At 68.3% G+C, this 18,145-nt stretch carries 20 protein-coding genes and 3 pseudogenes; 10 read left to right on the top strand and 13 right to left on the bottom strand.

Annotated features, from left to right (window positions below):
* The first annotated feature begins 53 nt into the window (after positions 1–53).
* Positions 54–1,739: a CocE/NonD family hydrolase gene (locus OG936_RS39940; RefSeq protein ID WP_406500901.1), complete on the top strand. Its 1,686-nt coding sequence runs from the start codon at positions 54–56 to the stop codon at positions 1,737–1,739.
* 328 nt (positions 1,740–2,067) lie between these two features.
* Here the strand turns inward: OG936_RS39940 and OG936_RS39935 are convergent, their stop codons facing one another.
* The gene (locus tag OG936_RS39935) at positions 2,068–2,271 is read right to left on the bottom strand and encodes a cold-shock protein (protein WP_266753438.1); all 204 of its coding nucleotides are present in this window, start codon (positions 2,269–2,271) and stop codon (positions 2,068–2,070) included.
* Positions 2,272–2,722: 451 nt separating this feature from the next.
* Between OG936_RS39935 and OG936_RS39930 the strand changes: the two genes are divergently transcribed.
* Positions 2,723–2,908, top strand: a complete 186-nt coding sequence (locus OG936_RS39930; RefSeq protein ID WP_331746118.1) for an FAD-dependent monooxygenase — start codon at positions 2,723–2,725, stop codon at positions 2,906–2,908.
* 49 nt (positions 2,909–2,957) lie between these two features.
* Here OG936_RS39930 and OG936_RS39925 read toward each other — a convergent pair.
* The 4 genes and pseudogenes from OG936_RS39925 to OG936_RS39910 all read right to left on the bottom strand — a co-directional run bounded on the left by OG936_RS39925 (position 2,958) and on the right by OG936_RS39910 (position 5,560).
* Positions 2,958–3,719, bottom strand: a pseudogene (locus OG936_RS39925) (metallophosphoesterase family protein).
* Positions 3,720–3,793: 74 nt separating this feature from the next.
* Positions 3,794–4,003, bottom strand: coding sequence for a hypothetical protein (locus OG936_RS39920; RefSeq protein WP_331746117.1), 210 nt, complete (start codon positions 4,001–4,003; stop codon positions 3,794–3,796).
* Positions 4,000–4,155, bottom strand: a complete 156-nt coding sequence (locus OG936_RS39915; RefSeq protein ID WP_406500899.1) for a hypothetical protein — start codon at positions 4,153–4,155, stop codon at positions 4,000–4,002. Before OG936_RS39915 ends, OG936_RS39920 begins: the two co-directional genes overlap by 4 nt.
* Before the next feature lie 163 nt (positions 4,156–4,318).
* Positions 4,319–5,560, bottom strand: a complete 1,242-nt coding sequence (locus OG936_RS39910) for an MFS transporter (RefSeq protein WP_331746380.1) — start codon at positions 5,558–5,560, stop codon at positions 4,319–4,321.
* Positions 5,561–5,703: 143 nt separating this feature from the next.
* On the opposite strand from OG936_RS39910, the gene OG936_RS39905 reads away from it, so the two are divergent.
* Positions 5,704–6,639 carry a LysR family transcriptional regulator gene (locus OG936_RS39905; protein WP_331746116.1) on the top strand — a complete coding sequence of 312 codons (936 nt, stop codon included), beginning with the start codon at positions 5,704–5,706 and terminating at the stop codon, positions 6,637–6,639.
* Positions 6,640–6,682: 43 nt separating this feature from the next.
* Here OG936_RS39905 and OG936_RS39900 read toward each other — a convergent pair.
* A pseudogene (locus OG936_RS39900) lies at positions 6,683–7,045 on the bottom strand (site-specific integrase); the annotation flags it as partial.
* 146 nt (positions 7,046–7,191) lie between these two features.
* On the opposite strand from OG936_RS39900, the gene OG936_RS39895 reads away from it, so the two are divergent.
* A complete protein-coding gene (locus OG936_RS39895; protein ID WP_406500898.1) occupies positions 7,192–7,410 on the top strand; it encodes a hypothetical protein in 219 nt (72 codons plus the stop codon).
* Positions 7,411–7,429: 19 nt separating this feature from the next.
* Here OG936_RS39895 and OG936_RS39890 read toward each other — a convergent pair whose 3' ends face one another.
* Positions 7,430–7,882: a helix-turn-helix domain-containing protein gene (locus tag OG936_RS39890; protein WP_331746114.1), complete on the bottom strand. Its 453-nt coding sequence runs from the start codon at positions 7,880–7,882 to the stop codon at positions 7,430–7,432.
* Positions 7,883–8,020: 138 nt separating this feature from the next.
* Here OG936_RS39890 and OG936_RS39885 point away from each other — a divergent pair, with 138 nt between their 5' ends.
* Genes OG936_RS39885 through OG936_RS39875 form a run of 3 tightly spaced genes read left to right on the top strand, consistent with a single transcriptional unit; the run spans position 8,021 to position 9,413 of the window.
* Positions 8,021–8,938 carry an NADP-dependent oxidoreductase gene (locus OG936_RS39885; RefSeq protein ID WP_331746378.1) on the top strand — a complete coding sequence of 306 codons (918 nt, stop codon included), beginning with the start codon at positions 8,021–8,023 and terminating at the stop codon, positions 8,936–8,938.
* A 59-nt stretch (positions 8,939–8,997) separates the two neighbouring features.
* Positions 8,998–9,153, top strand: coding sequence for a hypothetical protein (locus OG936_RS39880; RefSeq protein ID WP_331746113.1), 156 nt, complete (start codon positions 8,998–9,000; stop codon positions 9,151–9,153).
* The gene (locus OG936_RS39875) at positions 9,153–9,413 is read left to right on the top strand and encodes a hypothetical protein (RefSeq protein ID WP_331746112.1); all 261 of its coding nucleotides are present in this window, start codon (positions 9,153–9,155) and stop codon (positions 9,411–9,413) included. The genes OG936_RS39880 and OG936_RS39875 overlap by 1 nt, the downstream gene beginning before the upstream one ends.
* On the opposite strand, the pseudogene OG936_RS39870 reads toward OG936_RS39875, so the two are convergent.
* The 4 genes and pseudogenes from OG936_RS39870 to OG936_RS39855 form a co-directional block, all read right to left on the bottom strand.
* Positions 9,336–9,779: pseudogene (locus tag OG936_RS39870) on the bottom strand (DUF4158 domain-containing protein); the annotation flags it as partial. The gene OG936_RS39875 and the pseudogene OG936_RS39870 overlap by 78 nt on opposite strands.
* Before the next feature lie 219 nt (positions 9,780–9,998).
* The gene (locus OG936_RS39865; protein WP_331746359.1) at positions 9,999–10,433 is read right to left on the bottom strand and encodes a hypothetical protein; all 435 of its coding nucleotides are present in this window, start codon (positions 10,431–10,433) and stop codon (positions 9,999–10,001) included.
* Positions 10,434–11,098: 665 nt separating this feature from the next.
* Positions 11,099–12,118 carry a recombinase family protein gene (locus tag OG936_RS39860; RefSeq protein ID WP_331746357.1) on the bottom strand — a complete coding sequence of 340 codons (1,020 nt, stop codon included), beginning with the start codon at positions 12,116–12,118 and terminating at the stop codon, positions 11,099–11,101.
* A 498-nt stretch (positions 12,119–12,616) separates the two neighbouring features.
* Complete coding sequence (locus tag OG936_RS39855) at positions 12,617–12,778, bottom strand: hypothetical protein (RefSeq protein ID WP_406500939.1); 162 nt, start codon at positions 12,776–12,778, stop codon at positions 12,617–12,619.
* 751 nt (positions 12,779–13,529) lie between these two features.
* On the opposite strand from OG936_RS39855, the gene OG936_RS39850 reads away from it, so the two are divergent.
* Both OG936_RS39850 and OG936_RS39845 read left to right on the top strand, forming a co-directional pair.
* Entirely contained in the window at positions 13,530–13,835 is a 306-nt protein-coding gene (locus OG936_RS39850; RefSeq protein WP_266751048.1) for a transposase, read from the top strand.
* Positions 13,836–13,840: 5 nt separating this feature from the next.
* Entirely contained in the window at positions 13,841–14,743 is a 903-nt protein-coding gene (locus tag OG936_RS39845; protein WP_331746374.1) for an IS3 family transposase, read from the top strand.
* On the opposite strand, the gene OG936_RS39840 is transcribed toward OG936_RS39845, so the two are convergent.
* On the bottom strand, positions 14,727–15,179 hold the full coding sequence (locus OG936_RS39840) for a hypothetical protein (RefSeq protein ID WP_406500937.1): 453 nt from the start codon (positions 15,177–15,179) through the stop codon (positions 14,727–14,729). The two genes, OG936_RS39845 and OG936_RS39840, sit on opposite strands and share 17 nt — an antisense overlap.
* Positions 15,180–16,127: 948 nt before the next feature.
* Positions 16,128–16,346 carry a hypothetical protein gene (locus tag OG936_RS39835; protein ID WP_331746346.1) on the bottom strand — a complete coding sequence of 73 codons (219 nt, stop codon included), beginning with the start codon at positions 16,344–16,346 and terminating at the stop codon, positions 16,128–16,130.
* Positions 16,347–16,858: 512 nt separating this feature from the next.
* On the opposite strand from OG936_RS39835, the gene OG936_RS39830 reads away from it, so the two are divergent.
* Positions 16,859–18,094, top strand: a complete 1,236-nt coding sequence (locus OG936_RS39830; RefSeq protein WP_406500935.1) for an MFS transporter — start codon at positions 16,859–16,861, stop codon at positions 18,092–18,094.
* The last annotated feature ends 51 nt before the right edge of the window (positions 18,095–18,145 follow it).

The following is an 18,145-nucleotide window of genomic DNA, read 5'->3' as shown; positions in this document are numbered from 1 at the left end:
TCATCCAAGCATCCTCTATTCTCGTACACCGTACGGAATAGAGGAGGGGAACGATGCCACCACGCACGCCCGACGCCGTGGCCGGACCGGCCTGGGTGCCACCTGCCGTAAAACCGCCGCTGTCCTCACGGATGATGAGAGCGACCTGGCGGGGCCTGCCGGCGAAACGGCATGAGGTCGGATGGGGACCGGGGCTGGTGGTGCCGGCCGCCGACAGCAGCCCGTTGATCACTGATCACTACTTCCCGCGCGCGGAGGGCGACTTCCCGACCCTCCTGGTCCGCTCCCCCTATGGCCGCGGCCTGCCATGGTCTCCCCAGTACGGCCTGCTCTTCGCCGAACAGGGCTTTCACGTGGTCCTGCAGAGCTGCCGCGGCACCGGCGGTTCGGGCGGTGCGTTCGACCTGTGGCGTAACGAGGCCGCCGACGGGCAGGCCACGGTGTCGTGGCTGCGCGAGCAGCCCTGGTTCAACGGAACACTGGGGACCGTCGGCCCCAGTTACCTGGGCTACGTGCAATGGGCCCTTGCCCTGGACCCGCCGCCGGAACTGAAGGCAATGGTGGTGCAGGTGGGCCTGTACGATCCCTACGCCCTGTTCCACGCGGACGGTGCGCTACGCCTGGAGAACGCCCTCGCCGTCGGTATGGGCATGACCTACCAGCACCAGGGCATGGGACCGTTCCTGAGGGCGACGCTGCGCCTTCAGCGTCGCCTGCGTGACGTCACCACCGCGCAGCCCTTGCGCGGGTCGTACGTGTCCGCCCTCGGGGACGAGGTGCCCTGGTTGGACGACGTCATGACGCACCCGGACCCCAAGGACGCGTACTGGCACGGCGCGTCGCTGGCGGAGCCGGCGGAGCGGCTCCGCGTGCCCACGAGTCTGATCACCGGATGGCATGACGCGCTGATCGACCAGACTTTTGGGCAGCATGACCGGCTGCGTCGGGCCGGATGCGAGACCGCTCTGCTCGTCGGTCCCTGGACCCACACCTCCGCCCTGCAGCAGGGATGGCCCGAGGTGTTCGCCGAGAGCCTCGCGTGGCTGCGCGCCTACCTGTGCGCCGACGCCTCCGGCCTGCGCCCGACCGCGGTACGCATGCACATCGGCGGCGAAAACGCCTGGCGGGACCTCGACGAGTGGCCGCCGGCCGCGGCTGCCACCTCGTGGTACCCCCTCTCCGGCGGGCATCTCACCCAGCAGGCCCCCACGGACTCCGCACCCCTGACATCATTCCGCTACGACCCGGCCGACCCCACCCCGTCCCTCGGCGGCCCACTGCTCTCCCGCACCGCCGGCCCACGCGACAACAGCACCCTGGAAGCTCGAGACGACGTCCTGACATTCACCAGCCCCCCACTGACCGAGCCCCTGGACATTCTGGGCCCGGTCTCCGCTCGGCTGAGCATCTCCACGGACACCGGCCACGCCGACGTCTTCACCCGCCTGTGCGACGTGGACCCACAAGGCCGCTCCGTCAACATCTGTGACGGACTGGGCCGGCTTCGGACGACTCAACATGTGCTGTCGCAGGTCACCGCGCCGATGAGCTCCACCGCCCATCGCTTCGCCGTCGGCCACCGCATACGCTGGCAGATCAGCGGAGGCGCCCATCCGCGCTACGCCCGGAATCCCGGCACCGGGGAGCCGCCGGTGGACGCCACCACCTTCGCACCGGTGCGCATCGCACTCCACACGGACTCGGCATTGATGCTTCCCCGCAGCTCCGGGCTCACGTGATTCTCCGGCCCTGCGGAAACGGCTGACGGGCCGGGCCGCCAGGCCCGGCCCACTCCTCCGCGCCGCCCCCATCGCCCGTCCAGGTCAACGGCGTCCGGGTTGCCCAAGGGCCGCAGGCCTTCGCCGGCAGGGGAGAAGCGCGGAACCTGTAGCGGCCCACGTAGTTGAGGTTCGCGTGACGCAGCAGGGAGAGCCGGGCCGCATCTTCGGCCCGCCGGCCATCGGCCATGGGCTCCGAGATGCCGGGCTCAGCCAGGAGGAAGCAGCTCCAGAACGCACGGCACCCGCCCGGCGAGCCTCGCGGGGCGGGTGCCGTGTAGGTGCAAGTTCAGGCGGGGGTGATGTTCTCCGCCTGGGGGCCCTTCGGGCCCTGGGTGATGTCGAAGTTCACCTTCTGGCCTTCCTGGAGCTCACGGAAGCCGGTGCTGGCGATGTTGGAGTAGTGAGCGAAGACGTCGGGGCCGCCGCCGTCCTGCTCGATGAAGCCGAAGCCCTTTTCCGCGTTGAACCACTTGACGGTTCCGCTGGCCATTTCGTCCTCCAAGGAGATTGAAAATCGGATCCCGCACCATGCGGAACCCGGAGGTGATCGTCCTGGTCCTCGGAGACTCTGAACAGCAGAATCGCCCGTGCGCACGCTCACGGGCGACGTACTTCGGAACCATGACAGCTGCCCCTGACGCTACACCGGCAGTCCCGCCCTCATCGCGGGAACGCTCAGGTGAGAAGGGGCTCGAGTTCCAGCAGCCGGCTGATGACCGTGTCGGACGCGAGGCCCGGGGCTGAGGAACAACCACGGGCAGATGACCGCAAGCGGGCGCAGACGCTGGAGAAGCTGGGCATGGTCCGGTGCGTCGCGGACGAACGCTTCCAAGAGAACCTGGCGGCGGCCCGGGTGTATTTCGAGGAGCACCGGACGCTGTGCGCGCCGCGGTCGGCGAGCGCGCTGGACAAGTCTGCCTCCGATGCTTCATGGGCAACCGATGTGCAAGAACGTGACCGTGCGGGGCGACGCCATCCATCCCATGCCACCGGTCGGCGGGCTCGGCGGCAACGCCGCACTCTACGACGCCAACGCACCGCGCCGCGCACTGATCGCGGTCAGTCGCAGTGAGCAGGAACTGCTTCCCGCTCTCGCCGCCTACGAGCGCGCGATTAGGCGTCGTTGATCGTGTAGTCGGTGTGCGGCTGCCCACTGTCGTGGATGGGGAGCGAGTGTCACGGGCTGTGGTCGCGCCCGTCCCGTGGGGCGAAGGCTGCGAGGGCGTCGGCGTCGGTCGCGCGAGCGTGCAGGAAGTAGTCGGCCCACTCGGTGATGTCGGGGTAGGACGATTCCTGACTGAGCCGGGTGGCTGCGGCTTGGAGGTCGAAATGCGTGGTGCGGAGTTCGACGCCCGGGCCCAGGAGGGCCCAGTGTGCTCCGGTTCGTCCCTAGGGCATGCCGATGCTGCCGGGGTTGATCACGAGTCGGCCGTGGGCGAGGCGGACGAACGGCATGTGGGTGTGGCCGCAGACCACGGTGCGGATGTCGGTATCGAGTCCGTTGAAGACTTCCTTCCAGCGGTCGAGGCGGGAGTCGACCAGGACGACCTCCTCGTCGTCGCGAGGGGTGGCATGGCAGAACAGCACCTTTCCCAGTCCATTCACGGACAGGGAGAGTGACCGTGGAAGCGGGCCGAGAAGGTCGAGATGGTCCTCGCGGAGCTGTTCGGCTGCCCAGGGGGCGATCGGGTCGGGGATCGTGTCGCGTTGCCCCCGGCGGTATTCGAGGAGTTCGCGGTCGGCGTTGCCGCTGATCCAGATGACGCGGTCGCCGAGGCTGGTCAGCAGGTCGAGAACCTGGGCCGGTTGCGGGCCGGCGGTGATGTCGCCGGTGAGCACGATGTGATCGGCGGTGCTGACGTCTGGTTCGGCGAGTACTGCCTCCAGGGCCGGCAGGACTCCGTGAATGTCGGACAGGACGGCTACTCGGTTCAGCATGGTCACCACTGTGGGGTGAAGGCAGCCGAGCGTGTGTCATCTTTCGCCCGGCGCGTAGTTCAAGGGGGTGCCGGTCAGCGTGTGTGGTCGGCGGGTGCGTAGTTCTTCCAGGGGGTTCCGGCCTCGGTGGCGATGCGGGTGGTGCTCTTGTCGTGGGAGCCCAGTGCCTGGGCGATGACCGGCGCCGGGGCCTGGAGGGCGAGCCGGCGGATGGCGGAGGTGCGGCCTTGCTCGGCCGGGACGCCGAGTTTCCGCAGCGCGTCGCGCGAAGTGCCGGGGTTCATCGGCCGGCTCGGGCGGCGGCCTGGAAAGAGCCAGGGCGAATTCTGGTTGATGGCAGGGTGTTGGCGGGCAGGGCCTGGAGGTAGTCGAGCAGGAGGGTGGCCACCGGCTCGGGGCCCGGGGCTATCTCGGCGGTGACGTTTGCACTGGTCACCGGCTCGTAGGGTGCCGGGAGCCGTAACGCCGGCGATGGCCCCTTCCACGCGACCGAGCAGGGCGTTGCGGTCCTTGTCTTCGGGCAGAAAGGCCAGGATCGCGGGCTGGTAGTCCATGACGAGAAGTGCGGCCTGCGGGCCTCAGCGGTGAGTTGCGGCGTGTCATGAGTCGCTGCGGACCAGTTCCAGCTCGTGCTGCGACGTCTGGTCCTGTCGGGGAAGCAGGAGCGGACTGGTGAGGATGAGCAGTCCCGCGACCGTGAGAGCGGTGCGTGGGCTGGTGACGTCGGCGAGCAGCCCGCCGAGCGCGGTGAGGGCGGCGATGGACGCCTGCTGGCCGATCGACCAGGCCGACAGGGTGCGTGCGACGAGATGCTTGGGGGTGTGTTCGAGCCGGTAGGTGGCGAGCACCGGGCTGTACAGGCTCATGTTGATGATGATCGCCAGCTCGACGGCTATCACGGTGACGAGGCCGACGACGCCGGGACGGATGAAGGCCAGGCCGATCAGCCAGATGGCGCGCAGGGTGCCGACGGTCCGGAAGACCCAGTGCTGGCCGTAGCGGGCCACGACACGGCGGGCCAGCCGCGAGCCGATGAGTCCGCCGAGGCAGGGGGCGGCGAAGGCGAGGCCGTACTGCCAGGGTGGGAACCCGAGCTGGCGAAGCAGGAGCACGGCCAGCAGTGGCTCGGTGGCCATGATCAGACCGGCGACGAGCATTTGGTTGAGGTAGAGCGGCCGCAGACCGGGGTGCCCCATGATGTGCCGCCAGCCGTCGAGCAGTGCGCCCGCCCGGAGCGGGCTCTTGCCGGTCGTTCGCGGCGCTTCTTCCTGGCCGCGGATCGCGGTGATGCCCAGCGCGGAGAGCAGGTAGCTGAGCGAGTCGGCCACCACGGTGGTGACCGGCCCGAACAGGCCGATCGCCGCCCCGCCCAGAGGTGGCCCGACCGCGATGGAGCTCCAGTTCGTGGACTCGAACCGCGCGTTGGCGACGAGCAGGTCGTCCGGCCGCACGAGGGCCTTGAGGTAGGCGCCGCCGGCCGCGTTGAAGGCGATCTTGGCTGCGGCGACCACGGCCGAGATCACGAACAGCTGGACGAAACTGAGCCGACCGAAGGCGTAGGCAACCGGGATCGTCGCCATGGCCGCAAACCGGGCCAGGTCCATCGTGATCATGACCGGGCGCTTGCGCCGGAACTCCACCCACGGCGCGAGCGGCACCGCGATCAGCGCGCCCACCGCCGGCCCCACCGCGGACAGCGCGGACACCTCGGCGGGGCCGGCATGCAACACCAGCAGGGCGATCAGCGGCAATGCCCCGAACCCCAGCCCGGACCCATACGCGCTCACCGCATATGCCGCCCACAGCCAGCCGAACTGCCGACCCAACGGTCTCCTGCCCACCGTGCTCAGTGCGCTCCCCTTGAAGTCCCACCCGAACAAACTGACGTTGACCAATGAGAGCTAAGTGGGCAGGACAACAGCAGGTCAAACAACTGACATACCAGCCATTTACAACCATCAGTTGTTCAGTAAGGTGGGTCGGCGTGGATCTCGAAGTAGTACGTACGTTCGTTGCCGTCGCGGAAGCGGGCCAGTTCCAGAAAGCCGCCGCTGACCTGTCGATCACCCAGCAGGCTGTCTCCAAGCGCATCGCCGCGTTGGAGAGCAACCTCGGCGTGCGGTTGTTCACCCGCGCCGCCCGCGGCGCCGAGCTCACCATCGATGGGCAGGCGTTCCTGCCCCACGCACGCGAGCTGCTGCGCGTTGCCGAGCGTGCGGGTGCGTCCGTGCGTCCCGGCCGCCGTCCGCTGCGCGTCGACGTGATCGCCTCGCGCAGCGCGCAGTCGGGCCTGATGCGCGGCTTCCACCGCGCACACCCCGAGATCGACCTCGACGTGATGATGCTGTTCGACATCGAGACGGCCGTCACGGCCATTCGCTCCGGTGCGATCGACGTGTCCTTCCGCGCCGTCGCCGCGCCCGGCCGGCCCCTTCCCGAGGACATCGAGGCCGTCCGGGTGCTCGACGAGCCGCTCCAGCTCCTCACCGGCCCCGCCCACGCGCTGGCGGGCGCCCGGTCGGTGACCGTCGCCCAGCTCACCGGGCACCGGATCTGGATGCCCGGCATCGCCCCCGGTACCGAGTGGGGTGCCTACTACGACGACCTCGTCGCCGAGTTCGGCCTCACGATCGAGGTGACCGGCCCCAACTTCGGTTCCGACGCGCTCCTCGACACCATCTCCGACACCCCGGCCCTGGCCACCTTCATGGGCGAGCACACCCGCCTCATCTGGCCCGCCGACCACGGCCTGCGCCGCATCCCGGTGACCGACCCGATGCCCGTCTACCCGCACTCGCTCCTCTGGCACCGCGACAACCCCCATCCGGCGCTGGCCGCCCTCCGTACCCACCTCGCCGCCACGACGACCGGCAAGGACGCCGCCGGGACGTGGGCACCGGGCTGGGTGATTCCGCGCTGAACGGCCCCCGCCCGCGCGGCCGGCCCTGCCGGGGCGCACGCGGTCAACGGCGGGCGTCGCCGGGGGCGAGCAGGCTGGTCAGCTCGGAGATCCCCTCCGGGGAGGGCTTGAAGTAGCGGCGGACGTTCTCCGGCTCCTTGTGCCGGGACTTCGCCATCAGCATCAACAGCGAGGCACCCTGCTCGCCGAGATGGGTCGGGGCGGTGTGGCGGTACTCGTGCAGATCCCAGCCCGTACCCGGCCCGCGCAGGGCGGTGTGCTCGTCGAGCAGGGCGCGGGCCTGCCCGTACGACAGCCGGGCCGGCCCGGTGTCCGGGCACACGTCGCGGGGGCTGACGACCTTGCCCGGCCCCGGGCGGCGATGGGTGACGAACACCGGCCCGCGGGTTCGTCCCCTGAGCAGCCGGGCGTGAATGTTCGTACTCGCGTGCGCGGATGAGCTGGGGTTTCGTCGCGCAGTGCAGGGAACTGTGAACTCTCCCGCGTCACGAAGTCGCCTGCACTACGGTCGAGTTGGTCCGTAGTCCTCTGCGCGTTTGCGGAGCAGGCCGGGTGGCGGAGGGACCGGTGGCCGAGCGTGGGGTGCTGACCGCTCCGGCCGGTGTGTGGGATGCCGCGGTACGGCAGGCCGAGGTGATCGGGCCTCTTACCGAGAAGGCCGGGGTGGGGCTGGCGGATGCGGATGAGGCCGCCGCGATGCCGGGGATATCCCGGCGTCAGGTGGATGTGCTGGTGGGGCGGTGGCACGCGGGTGTGGGGGCGGTCTTATGACGGTCGACTTCTCTTCGAATCAGTCGGCGGCTTCGCATTGCCTGTGGTCGTAGCCGTCGCGATGGGTGAGGACCTCCTCCATGTGGCCTTCCGCCCATTCCTTGATTCCCCGCATGACTCCCTGGAGCGAGCGACCGAGATCGGTCAGCTCATAAGTGACGGTGACGGGCACCGTGGGGGTCACGGTCCTGGTCACCATCCCGTCGCGCTCGAGTGAGCGCAACGTCTGCGTCAGCATCTTCTGGCTCACGCCCGAGATCCGGCGTGACAGCTCGGAGAAGCGCATGGGCCGCGGTTCGTCGCCGGAGGCAGCCCCAGGACGGGGGCCGTCCCCGCCCAGGGCGGCGAGCACAAGGGCGACCCACTTGTCGGAGATTCGCTCCAGGAGTTGGCGGCTGGGGCATGCCGCGAGGAATGCGTCGTACTCCGCTTTGGCCACGGCCCGCCGCTGGGACGCGGTGCTGGTCGGCATAACTCATCTCTTCCGCTCGGTGACTTACGCACTTCAAGGTGCCTACTTCCCATTGGGAAGCAGGTGCCTCCATGGTGGTGCTGCACCACAGCGATGGCAAGACCACCTCACAAGGCCTCCATGAAGGAGCAGATGGCGATGAATCAGATGACGTCTCGGCGGGCCGTGGTCCGTGTGCCGTCCGGGCCCCGGTCGATCGAGACCGTCGACGTCCCGGTGGCTGAGCCGGGGTCGGCGGAGATCCGGGTCAAGATTGCCGCCGCAGCGATCAACCCGGTCGACCTGGGGGTGGCCGGGGGCGTCTTTCACCAGCTCGGATTGGTACACCAGCCGGACTGCACCGGTCTCGGCTGGGACTTCGCCGGCACTGTCGATGCCGCCGGACCCGGCGTCGAGCTGCAGGTCGGCACCCGTGTTGCCGGGTTCATCGACGGTTTCGACCGCGACCACGGATCCCATGCCGAGCACCTCCTCGTCCCCGCCGCGAATGTCGCCGTCGTTCCGGACGGCATGGACCTGGTCGAGGCGGCGACGGTGCCGCTCAACGCCACCGCCGCAGCCCAGCTCGTCGACCTCCTCGGTGAGGCGTCGAGCGAGGCTCGGCGCTTGCTGGTGACCGGCGCGGCCGGTGCGGTGGGCGCGCACGTCGCCGTACTCGCCCAGGACCGCGGCTGGCAGGTGACCGGGATGGCCCGAGCGGCCGACGAGCCGTTCGTCCGGGGCCTCGGCGTCGACTTCGCCACCGATCTCGGGCAGGGCTGGGATGCCGTTGCCGACGCCGGAGCCCTGCAGGAGCACGCCTTACGGACGGTGCGCGACGGTGGCCGTTTCGTCGGCGTGCAGCCGGCCTCGCGGCTTCCCGAGGAGCGCGGCATCGCCGTCGAGGTCGTGTTCGCCCATCCCGACGGTTCGCTTCTCGCCCGATTGCTCGCACGGGTGACGACGGGGGAACTGCCGGCTCGCGTCCACGCCGTCGTGCCGCTCGACGAAGCAGCCGGTGCCTACCAGGCGATGGCCAAGGGCGGCGTCCGCGGCCGGATCGTTCTCGTCCCGTGACAGCGCGGCGTCGTCTCGCGACTCGGGCCGTGACCGCGGGGGCCCCCGGAACCCGATCGATGTCCTTTGGGTCCGGCGGATCGGCGGTCGATGTGCTCGCCGGCCCTCGAGAGGAGTCCTTCGCCCGGATCGCCGCCGCGGGCGAGCAGGACGCCGAGCACCTGCACGAGATCCACTTCGTCAAAAAAGATTCCCTCAACGGACAGGACAGCTGATGCTCACCACCAGTGCCACTGTTCTCGCCGGCCTGCTCGGCGCGCAACCCGACGGCCTGCTCTGCGGTTGGGGCCGCAGCCAGCATCGCCCACAGGCGTTTCTCGGCCCGCTCGCGGGAGCCGGAGACCAGGCGTTCCAGCACGGTCACGCCGGGCAGCACCACCTTTTTGTCGACCAGTCGCTTGGTGGCCAGGTCGAACAGCAGGGTCGGGCGCTCGGAGCCGATCCACGCCCGCTGGTACATCCAGCGGGCCAGTGAAAACCACTGGTCGAACTCGAACTTCGTGTACCCGTACCCCTCGCGTATCTGCTCCTGGTGGTCCCAGCGGGCCTCTTTCGTGCCGTAGCCGGCGAACTCGACCGGGTCCAGGCCAAGCTGCTCGGCGACGTAGTCGACCACCACAGCGGGTACGTCCTCGGGGTTGTTCAGGAACGTCCCCAGATATCGGACGGTCCCGAGCTGGACCGCCCAGCCGATTCGGTTGCGCGCGCCCTTGGCAGCCATCGCCCGGCGCCGGGTGGTCTGGTCGAGCAGGAAGGACCCGGCGAGCTGTCCCTCGTCCGGGTCTTCCGCGAACCGGCCGAAGCGCCGTCGCTGGTTCTCGCTCAGAAAGTTGGTGGGCACCGCGCGCTCCTTGATCGTCAGCCTGCTCTCGCGCGCGACAGTCCCAGCCCCTCCAGCCGTTTGTTCGGTAATCTTCCATTCTGGTCCGGATCATCACCCCATCTGGTAGGCGGACTGCTGGCCGTGGCTACCGGGACTGTCTCTGGCCCGCACGGCTGGCTGGCCCGGGAGCCCGCTGTCATCGCAAGTTCTGCGGCCGCGTTCATACGAACTGCCCGTTCAGGGGCGGGTGATCCGGCGCGCGCGGATGCTGGTGTGGAGAGCCCAGGCCGTCAGGAGTACACAGGCGACGACGGCCGCGATCCGTACGGCGGTCCAGGTGCCGGTGGCGACGGCTCCGTCGAGTTCGGGGTTCCCGGGCAGGCGCAGGTTCATGTCGACGATCGCGATCAACGGAACCATCAGACGGAAAGCGAGTCCGCGCAGATGCGGCTGGCGCGCCAGGGTTCCGGCCCACCCCAGCAGCGGGCCGAAGATGCAGGCCGCCACCCACCACGCCATCGCGTTCCCGATGAAGCCGGCCCAGTCGATGGGCAACGACTCCATCTGCTGGCTCCCTGCCGTCATGTCGAAGACCCGGAACTCGCCCTGCCCCATCTTCACCAGGTAGTACGCAGCCACCGCCACCACCAGCGAGGCCGGTGCCAACCACACCGCCCGCTTCCATGACCGGCACACCAACCCGATCGCGAACGCGAAAGCCGCCCAGGACCACCCCGCGCTCGCCACCAAGTGCACAACATGCCCCGCCGCTCCGCCGACAGCCTCCCTCCCGCCATCCGACCTCTGCCGCGTCAACACCGGGCCCAAAGCCCCCAGAACAGCCCCCGTCACCAGAGCGACGGGAACCACCACACGCACACGTGCCCAAGTCATATCCATAGCCGAAGATCATCAGCCAGCCCGCCCCGGACCACCACCCTTTTCCAACCCCACATCTGCAGTCCTCGCCTTCACATCCACACGTAACCGCACATCCCCCGCTCGCGACAGCGAACAGAACCCCGCTCGCACACCCCACCACCGTGAAAGCGGCCCACAGGCCAAGCCCCCTCTCGCCAGCACAACAGGCCAGAGCCCACCTGACACTCCACCCCCGGCGTCACTGCTCCGGTCTGCGGGCGGGCACTGCGCGATGCCCGGGAGGCCCTGCTGGAGCAGCGTGCGACCTGGATGTCAGCCAGGTGAGAGAGCCGCCGCGTTCTCCGCCTTCGGCCGCTTGCCCGGAGCAGCCGGTGCCCGACCGGGCTCAGACAGGCAGTGGCAGGCCCACATATCCGGCCTTGGGCCAACGGAACAGCCAGTATCGGTGAGATTGATCATGGTCTCCGAGGTGGCCCGGATAGGCTGGCCGACTCCTTCGCGCTTCCCTGTCCCGGTAGGCCCCCGGCGGCCTGGAGGGCGGCGAAGTCGATGTGCGCCGCGGTCACGGCTTCGGGGTACGCGGCTCGCTTCTCGTGTTCGGCCAGGGCCCGGTAGATGCTGGACAGGCTCGGGTTCTGCCCCTTGCACTTGCCGGTGGGGATGATGAGGTCGGGCTGGATCTGCTCGACGGTTTCGCCGCCCGTACGGCGGCGGAGCACGGTGTGCAGCATGTCGTCGGTGATGACAGGGGGCCGGCCGCCGTGTTTGCCCTTGCGGGCCGCGGTGTCGAGCCCTTCCAGAGTCGATTCCCGGATGTTCTCGCGCTCGGTCTCCGCCATCGCGGCGAAGAACGCGAACAGGAGGCGGCCGTGTCCGGTGGGATCGTAGATCCCGGCAAGGGGACCGGCGAGCATCTCCAGGACCAGGCCGTGGGCTGCGAGGTGGTCGGCGAGCGCGGTCAGCTCGGCTACGTCGCGGCCGAGCCGCTTCATCTCGTACACGGTGAAGATCACCCGGCAGTGCGGGGCGTGCGCCTTGATCTCCCGCGCGGCGGCGAGCGCGGCCTCGAACTTCGGGCGGACCCGTACCCGGGTGCTGATCTTCTCGGCGAAGATCTTGTCCCGGGGGATGTTCTTGGCGGCGAGCGCGTCCAGCTGGCTCTGGAGTTCCTGGGTCAGGGTCGAGCAGCGGGCGTAGCCGATACGGATGTCCGCGCTCGGGATGTCCGGGTCGACGGGCGCGGGCGCCGGTGTGCCGGGCCGCCACGGCTGCCCCGGACCCCGGTCGGCCGGGGTCGGCACGCGCAGAAGCTTGGCGAGGTGGGGCACCTTCGTGAAGCGGCCGGTGTGGTAGGTCCCGGCGACCGCGCCGGAGCGCGAGCGGCAGGGTGAGCCTGGCGATGCGTGACAGCGCGGACAGGGGTGGCGCTCGACGTCGTCCGCTTCGGACGCGAGTGCGATTTGAGGGTCCGTCATGACTCCAGATACTGTCACAAACATTTCCCAGAACATGCCCGGTTCCCCTTTTGAGTGAGAACGAGTTGTGACAGTGATTCCGCGATCCGGAGCCCTTCCGCCGACCATTCCCGATCTTGCTCCGGGAAAGGTTCGTTTGTGAGAACCGCCCGTCAAAACTTCTGACAGCAAAACCGGTTCTCTGCTCCGTTCCTACTGGGCACCCGAGACCCGCTCGCTCGATCCCACGGATAGCCTCATTCTGGCCAGCCGCCAGGCCCTAGCCCGATGGAACGGCGAGCGAGAATGACCCCCGGCGCGTGCATGAGTGCCCTGCCCACCGGCGCGCTCAAGATGGTTGACGCGAAACTCGCCTACGACACCCGGGCCTACCACCTGGAGCACGTGTTCCTGTGACGCCCGCTGCCCCAAGAGTCGGGCCCCGAGGATGTCATGGCTGCTCCCCGGGGCCCGTGGTGCGTCCAAGACTTGGTCAGAAGCGTATGCCCCGGACCGTGCTCAGTACTTCGCCCTTGGCCCCCTCTGCTGCTGAGGTGTCACCGCGTCGGCGGGAGCTGCTGCCGGTGCGGGTGTCGGCGTCTGCTGGCGCTGTTTGGCTTGGGCGGCCACCTTCCGGGCGAGGGCCTCCGCCTCGTGGAAGCGGGGGTTGGCTTTGTTCACGAGTCGTGGCTCTGGCTCAAGTTCTGTGATGCCGTCACGTTCTGTGCTGGCCATGCGTGATCGGCGCCCGTCATTCCGCTGCCGCGGGCCGAACTGATGCCTGACGGCTACGCCGGCTCCGGGCGTGGCTCTGTTGATGACGAGGAGCAGCGTTTCTCGGGCAGTTCGGGAGGCCCGTACGCACTCCAGCGGGCCCGAGTATCGATGAGTCCGGACGGCACCCTCCGGGGTCGGCGTGACCAGATGCCCGTCTGAACGCCCTCGCACCGAGGTATACCGAGGTCAAAGATGCTGGCTACGGGGTCAGGTGGCCGGGTGGACTGGCTCCGTAGCCGGCGCAGAGGTTTCCGTGGGCAACTGCCTCCCGTACTCGTCGATACCGGGACCGGGACACCGAAGGCGCCTCCCAAACCCATCGAGAAGCGCCTTCACTGCTGCTCGATAAAGCCACGGGCGCGAGTCAGCAGGCTTCAGTTCGTACGGACAGAGCTGCGCGTGAGGCTCCTTCTGTGGCTGCGAGGCGCCCCGGATCAGGGTGCAGCGGTGGTGACGGACGTGGGAGGTGCGCCGTTTCGAATACGACGCGAAGGCGAGAGCGTGGTCAACGTTGCCCGCCAGAGCTTGTGCAGTGTCCGCGAAGACCCAGCCCGTCGCGTACACGCTGCCCATGCTGAGCCACTCCATGAAGTTCCCCCTCTGAACTGGACAGCCTGATACTGGGACGGATCGGTCCCGGAGGAAGCAGTCCAGGTTGAGTGGCAAGAGCAACATGAGCAAGCGGTACACGTCGGAGTTCAAGCGGGACGCGGTGGCACTGGTCCGGTCGTCAGGGCGGAATGTCACCGAGGTCGCCCGGGAACTCGGTGTGAGTCCGGAGGGGCTTCGCGGCTGGGTGAAGCAGGCGAAGGCCGACCGCGGCGAGGGGGCGCCCGGCGCGCTGACCACGGCGGAGAAGGAAGAGCTCCAGCGGCTGCGCAGGGAGAACCGGGAACAGCAGCAGACGATCGAGATCTTGAAAAAAGCAGCGGCCTTCTTCGCGAAGGAGACGATGAAGTAGGCACTCTGTGCCGTTTCATCGACGCGGAGAAGGCCGCCGAGGCCAACCCCGACGGCTACAGCGTGGCTTTGCTGTGCCGCGTCACGGGGATCAACCGCTCCACCTACTACTCCTGGCTGGCGGCCCGGCCGGCAGCGGCCGAACGGCAGTGTGCCGAGGATGAGTTGACCGAGGAGATCCGCGAGATCCACGCCTCCTCACGGGGTGCCTACGGTGCCCCGCGCGTGCACGCCGCGCTGCGGCGCAAGGGCCATGCGATCAACCGGAAGAAGGTCGAGCGGATCATGCGCGAGCGCGACATCCGCGGCGTCACCCGCCGCAGACGCCGCCACCTGACGCAGCAGGACACCAAGGCCGCACCGGCTCCGGACCTGGTTGGCCGCGACTTCACCGCTACCCGGTCCGGCACGAAGCTCGTCGGCGACATCACCTATCTGCCGACGATCGAGGGCTGGTGGTATCTCGCGACCGTCATGGACCTGGCGACGCGCGAGGTGATCGGGTACGCGATGGCCGAACACCACCGTGCCGAGCTGGTCACCGACGCGCTGCGGATGGCCGCCGGCCGCGGCGACCTTCAGGGCGGCTGCATCATGCACACCGACCGCGGAAGCGAATACACGAGTGGCGAATTCCGCCGCGAGCTGCGGGAGTTGAACCTGAGACAGAGCATGGGACGAACCGGCATATGCTACGATAACGCCGCAGCCGAGAGCTTCTTCGGTCTACTGAAAGCGGAGATCGGCACCGCCGTCTGGGAGAGCCGTGAGGCGGCCCGCGCCGACGTCTTCCGCTTCATCGAGGTCGAGTACAACCGCACCAGGCTCCGCAAGCACCCCGAGTTCGGGTACCTCACCCCACTCGAAACCCGAGCCAGGCTGCAGCACGAATTTACCCCCGCAGCGTAAACAACCGCTGTCCAAGATCAAGGGGGAACTTCACCATACGGATTACCGGTCTGCTCAGGACAGTCTCGAACCAGGCAGCGCACTGCTCGGCGAGCTGTTCCGCTGTCCCACTCGCGTGGAGGGACCCACGCTCGGGCGTCTCGTGCAGGTTGAAGAGCTGGTCGCAGACCTTGCCAGCACGCATATACGTGCCGTGAAAGTGCACCGCCCATTCGCCGAGTATCAGAGGCGGCTCGGTGTCGCTGAGGGAGACATAAACCAGCAGCGATGAGTCGTCCTCAGGCCGACCTACGCTGCTGCATGTCAGCGGCACTCGCCAGGAAGCGGCCCTGGCCTGCAGGGTCGCGATGAAGGCCAGCTCACCCGCATCGAAGTCCCAGGGCTCCTCGCCGTCCTCCTCAGGATCCTCAACTACGAACCACGGGTTGCTGTCCACGAGCCCAACCCTAGACCTCCACCACAAAAGTTGTGCCAGAGCCACTTGAAGTGAACAGAGCCACGGGGGTGCTTCTTGGCGAGGATCTGCCGGCGGTGCTGCTCGGCGATGGCCAGCGCGGCGTGGCCGCGCCAGTCGGCGGCTTCCTTTCGCGGCGGCCTGGGCGGTGCCGTTGAGCTGACCCAGCCGTCCGCTCCCGCATCTCGGCTCAACCCCACCGGCCTGTTCTCCCTAGACGTACGAAGTCGGTCAGCGGGTGCTCGGGCACCGAGTTCCCCGTACCGAGACGAGTCGGTGACCTGCCGTTTCTCTTGCCCAAGATCAAGATCTGGCGGCTTTCTGCCGTATCTCGGTCAGCCCCCTATTACCCACGGTGTGGTACCGGTCCCCTTGGTCGTCGACCGCTCAGCCACGACGAGACTGGGCCCGTAGCCCTCGGCGACCAATCCGGCCCGCAGTACATCGCGGCAGCAGGTGCTCCCCGCCCGCCACATCTGGCCGTGTGGTCGCCTCACGCGCCCGCATCCGTGACGGTGTGGGTACGGCGGCCAGCCCGCATCCGGAGTCGTCTGATGGCTGCTCAGCTCATGCACCCCCACCCCTCTCGCCGCCAGCCGTCTTTCACAGCCCGGCCGTGCCGCAGTCGCGTACGGTCCGGCCACGGAGGATTACGGACATTGGGCGTCAACAGCCACGGGCTAGCCGAGCATTCGACCTGGTGACCCGGACCGGCGGGACTGGGCCGGCGACTCGCCGGGGGTTGAGGAACGTCGGCGTCGGATCGTGCGGCAGCGGTAGGTCGGCGCGATGCCGCAGATAACAAGGTCGCTTCACGCCCCGATCGGATTACGTTCCGAGAGGTCGAGAGCCGTCGTACCGCAGATATTGGGGTGTTATCTGCGGTAAACGGTCAGCCGGCTCGCCGCGCTGCTACACGTGCACCAGGCGTTACGTAGCGGAAGGCGTGCGCAGCGGTGTGCGGCCAACCTCGATGGCCTCAGCCGCCTCCTCCTCGTCGTAGCTGACGGTTCCTTCGCCGCGGTACTCGTCGCACTTATCCCAGACGAGCTCGGGTTCATCGTCGTCGGTGCCCCGAATGACTTGCACAGACCCGTCGCCGTCGCATTCGTCGCAGGTGAACTCGTATTCGCCGGGTACCAGTTCCATCGCGTTGTCCCTCCCCAGGAGCATGTGGACTGTGATCCTAGCCAGCCGCGGAGGTAGATCGTCACGGAGCGTACAGACGCACGATCTGACGCCGATGTTCCTCAAGCCCCTCGCCCTGACGGATCGTCGTACGGGGGCCCGGCTACAGGGGGTCCCCGTAGTAATCGCCGCAAAAACAACGGATATGGCCTCGTAGTCCTAGCTCGGACACCAGGGAGCAAGTAACCCGCCGGTAGGTTTTCGCGAGTTCACCTGCGGCGACGGACGGCCGGGTCGCGCTCGTCAACGTGCTGGGCAACCGCGTCGACGCCGGGCCGGGCGCACCTCTCCAGGGAACGCCCCTGCTCTCCGGCGTGGCCGTCCAAGCGGCCCTTGTCCTGCACCTCAACGCCTCCGCACAGATATGCCGGGCAGGCCGTACAGCTCACTTATTGCAACCCTCTTGCTATTACAAGTAATAAGCAGAAAGCTGGGCCAGTCCTTACTGCCGACCCAGGAGGCGGAGCCCCGTCGTGCCCAAACTGATGCCGGATTCCGGCCCACAGCGCGTCATCGCCGCCTCGAACTTTGTCTACACCGTCGGCAGCGGCCTCTATCTGACCGCTGGAGTCCTGTACTTCACCGAGGCAGTCCACCTTCCAGCAACTCAGGTGGGCCTCGGACTCGGCATCGCCGGTGTCGTCTCGCTGGCCGTGGGCATCGCTGTCGGTCATCTCGCGGACCGGCACGGAGCACGCGGCGTCTACGCGATCACCCTCGTCGTCCAAGCGGTGGCCACTGCCGGCTTCGTACTGGCAGACAGCTTCTGGCCGTTCGTCATCGCGGTAGGCACCGCCACCGGCGCCAAAGCGGCCGGATTGGCCGCACGCAGTCCGCTCATCAGGCACTACGGAGGGGACCGACCTCAGGCATTCCGCGCCTATCTCCGCGCCGTGACCAACGTAGGCATCTCCCTCGGCGCCCTGCTGGCGGGCTGGGCCGTCCAGGTGGGCACCCTCCCCGCCTACCAACTCCTGGTCATCGGCAACGCGGTCGCCTTCGCGGCTTCCGCAGCGATCCTGATCTACCTGCCGCCGGTCAAACCTGTCCCCACCGCCGGCGGCCCCCGCTGGATCGCCCTGCGGGACCGCCCCTACCTCCTGCTCACCGCTCTCGACGGCATCATGGCCGTCCAGTTCAAGGTGCTCACGGTGGCCATCCCGCTCTGGCTGGTCACGGCCACCACCGCCCCGCGCTGGCTCATCTCGGGCACCATGCTCATCAACACCATCATCGTCATTGCGTTGCAGATACGAGCCAGCCGCAGCATCGATTCCCCAGCGGCCGGCGGAACCGCCTACCGCCGAGCGGGCGTGGCCTTCCTCGTCTCCTGCTCACTGATCTCCCTGTCTGCGGGGATACCGGCGTGGGCCGCTGCCACGCTTCTCATGACCGCGATGGTGATCCACACGATCGGCGAGCTGTGGCACTCCGCCGCAGGCTTCGAAGTGTCCTTCGCCCTCGCCCCACAGCATGCCACCGGCCAGTACCTCGGAGTGTTTGGCCTGGGCGCCGGACTGGCTGAAGCCCTCGGGCCGACCCTGCTCATCTCACTCTGCATCACCTGGGGCCGCCCCGGGTGGTACGTCGTAGGAGCGCTGTTCACCCTGACGGGCCTGGCAGCACCACTCGCCGTCCGCTGGGCACAACGCCACCAGCACGCTCAGCAGACACACCCAGAAGTCGCGTGGAAGGAAGCAGCCGCCTGAAAGGCTCACTAGGGCAGAAGGCGCGACCACTGGGTTCGCTGCGCAAGTCCC

Source organism: Streptomyces sp. NBC_00846, from assembly GCF_045207325.1.
In the GTDB taxonomy this organism is placed as follows: domain Bacteria; phylum Actinomycetota; class Actinomycetes; order Streptomycetales; family Streptomycetaceae; genus Streptomyces.
Note: the sequence above shows the minus strand (reverse complement) of the source record. Positions and strands in the feature narration are given on the sequence as shown.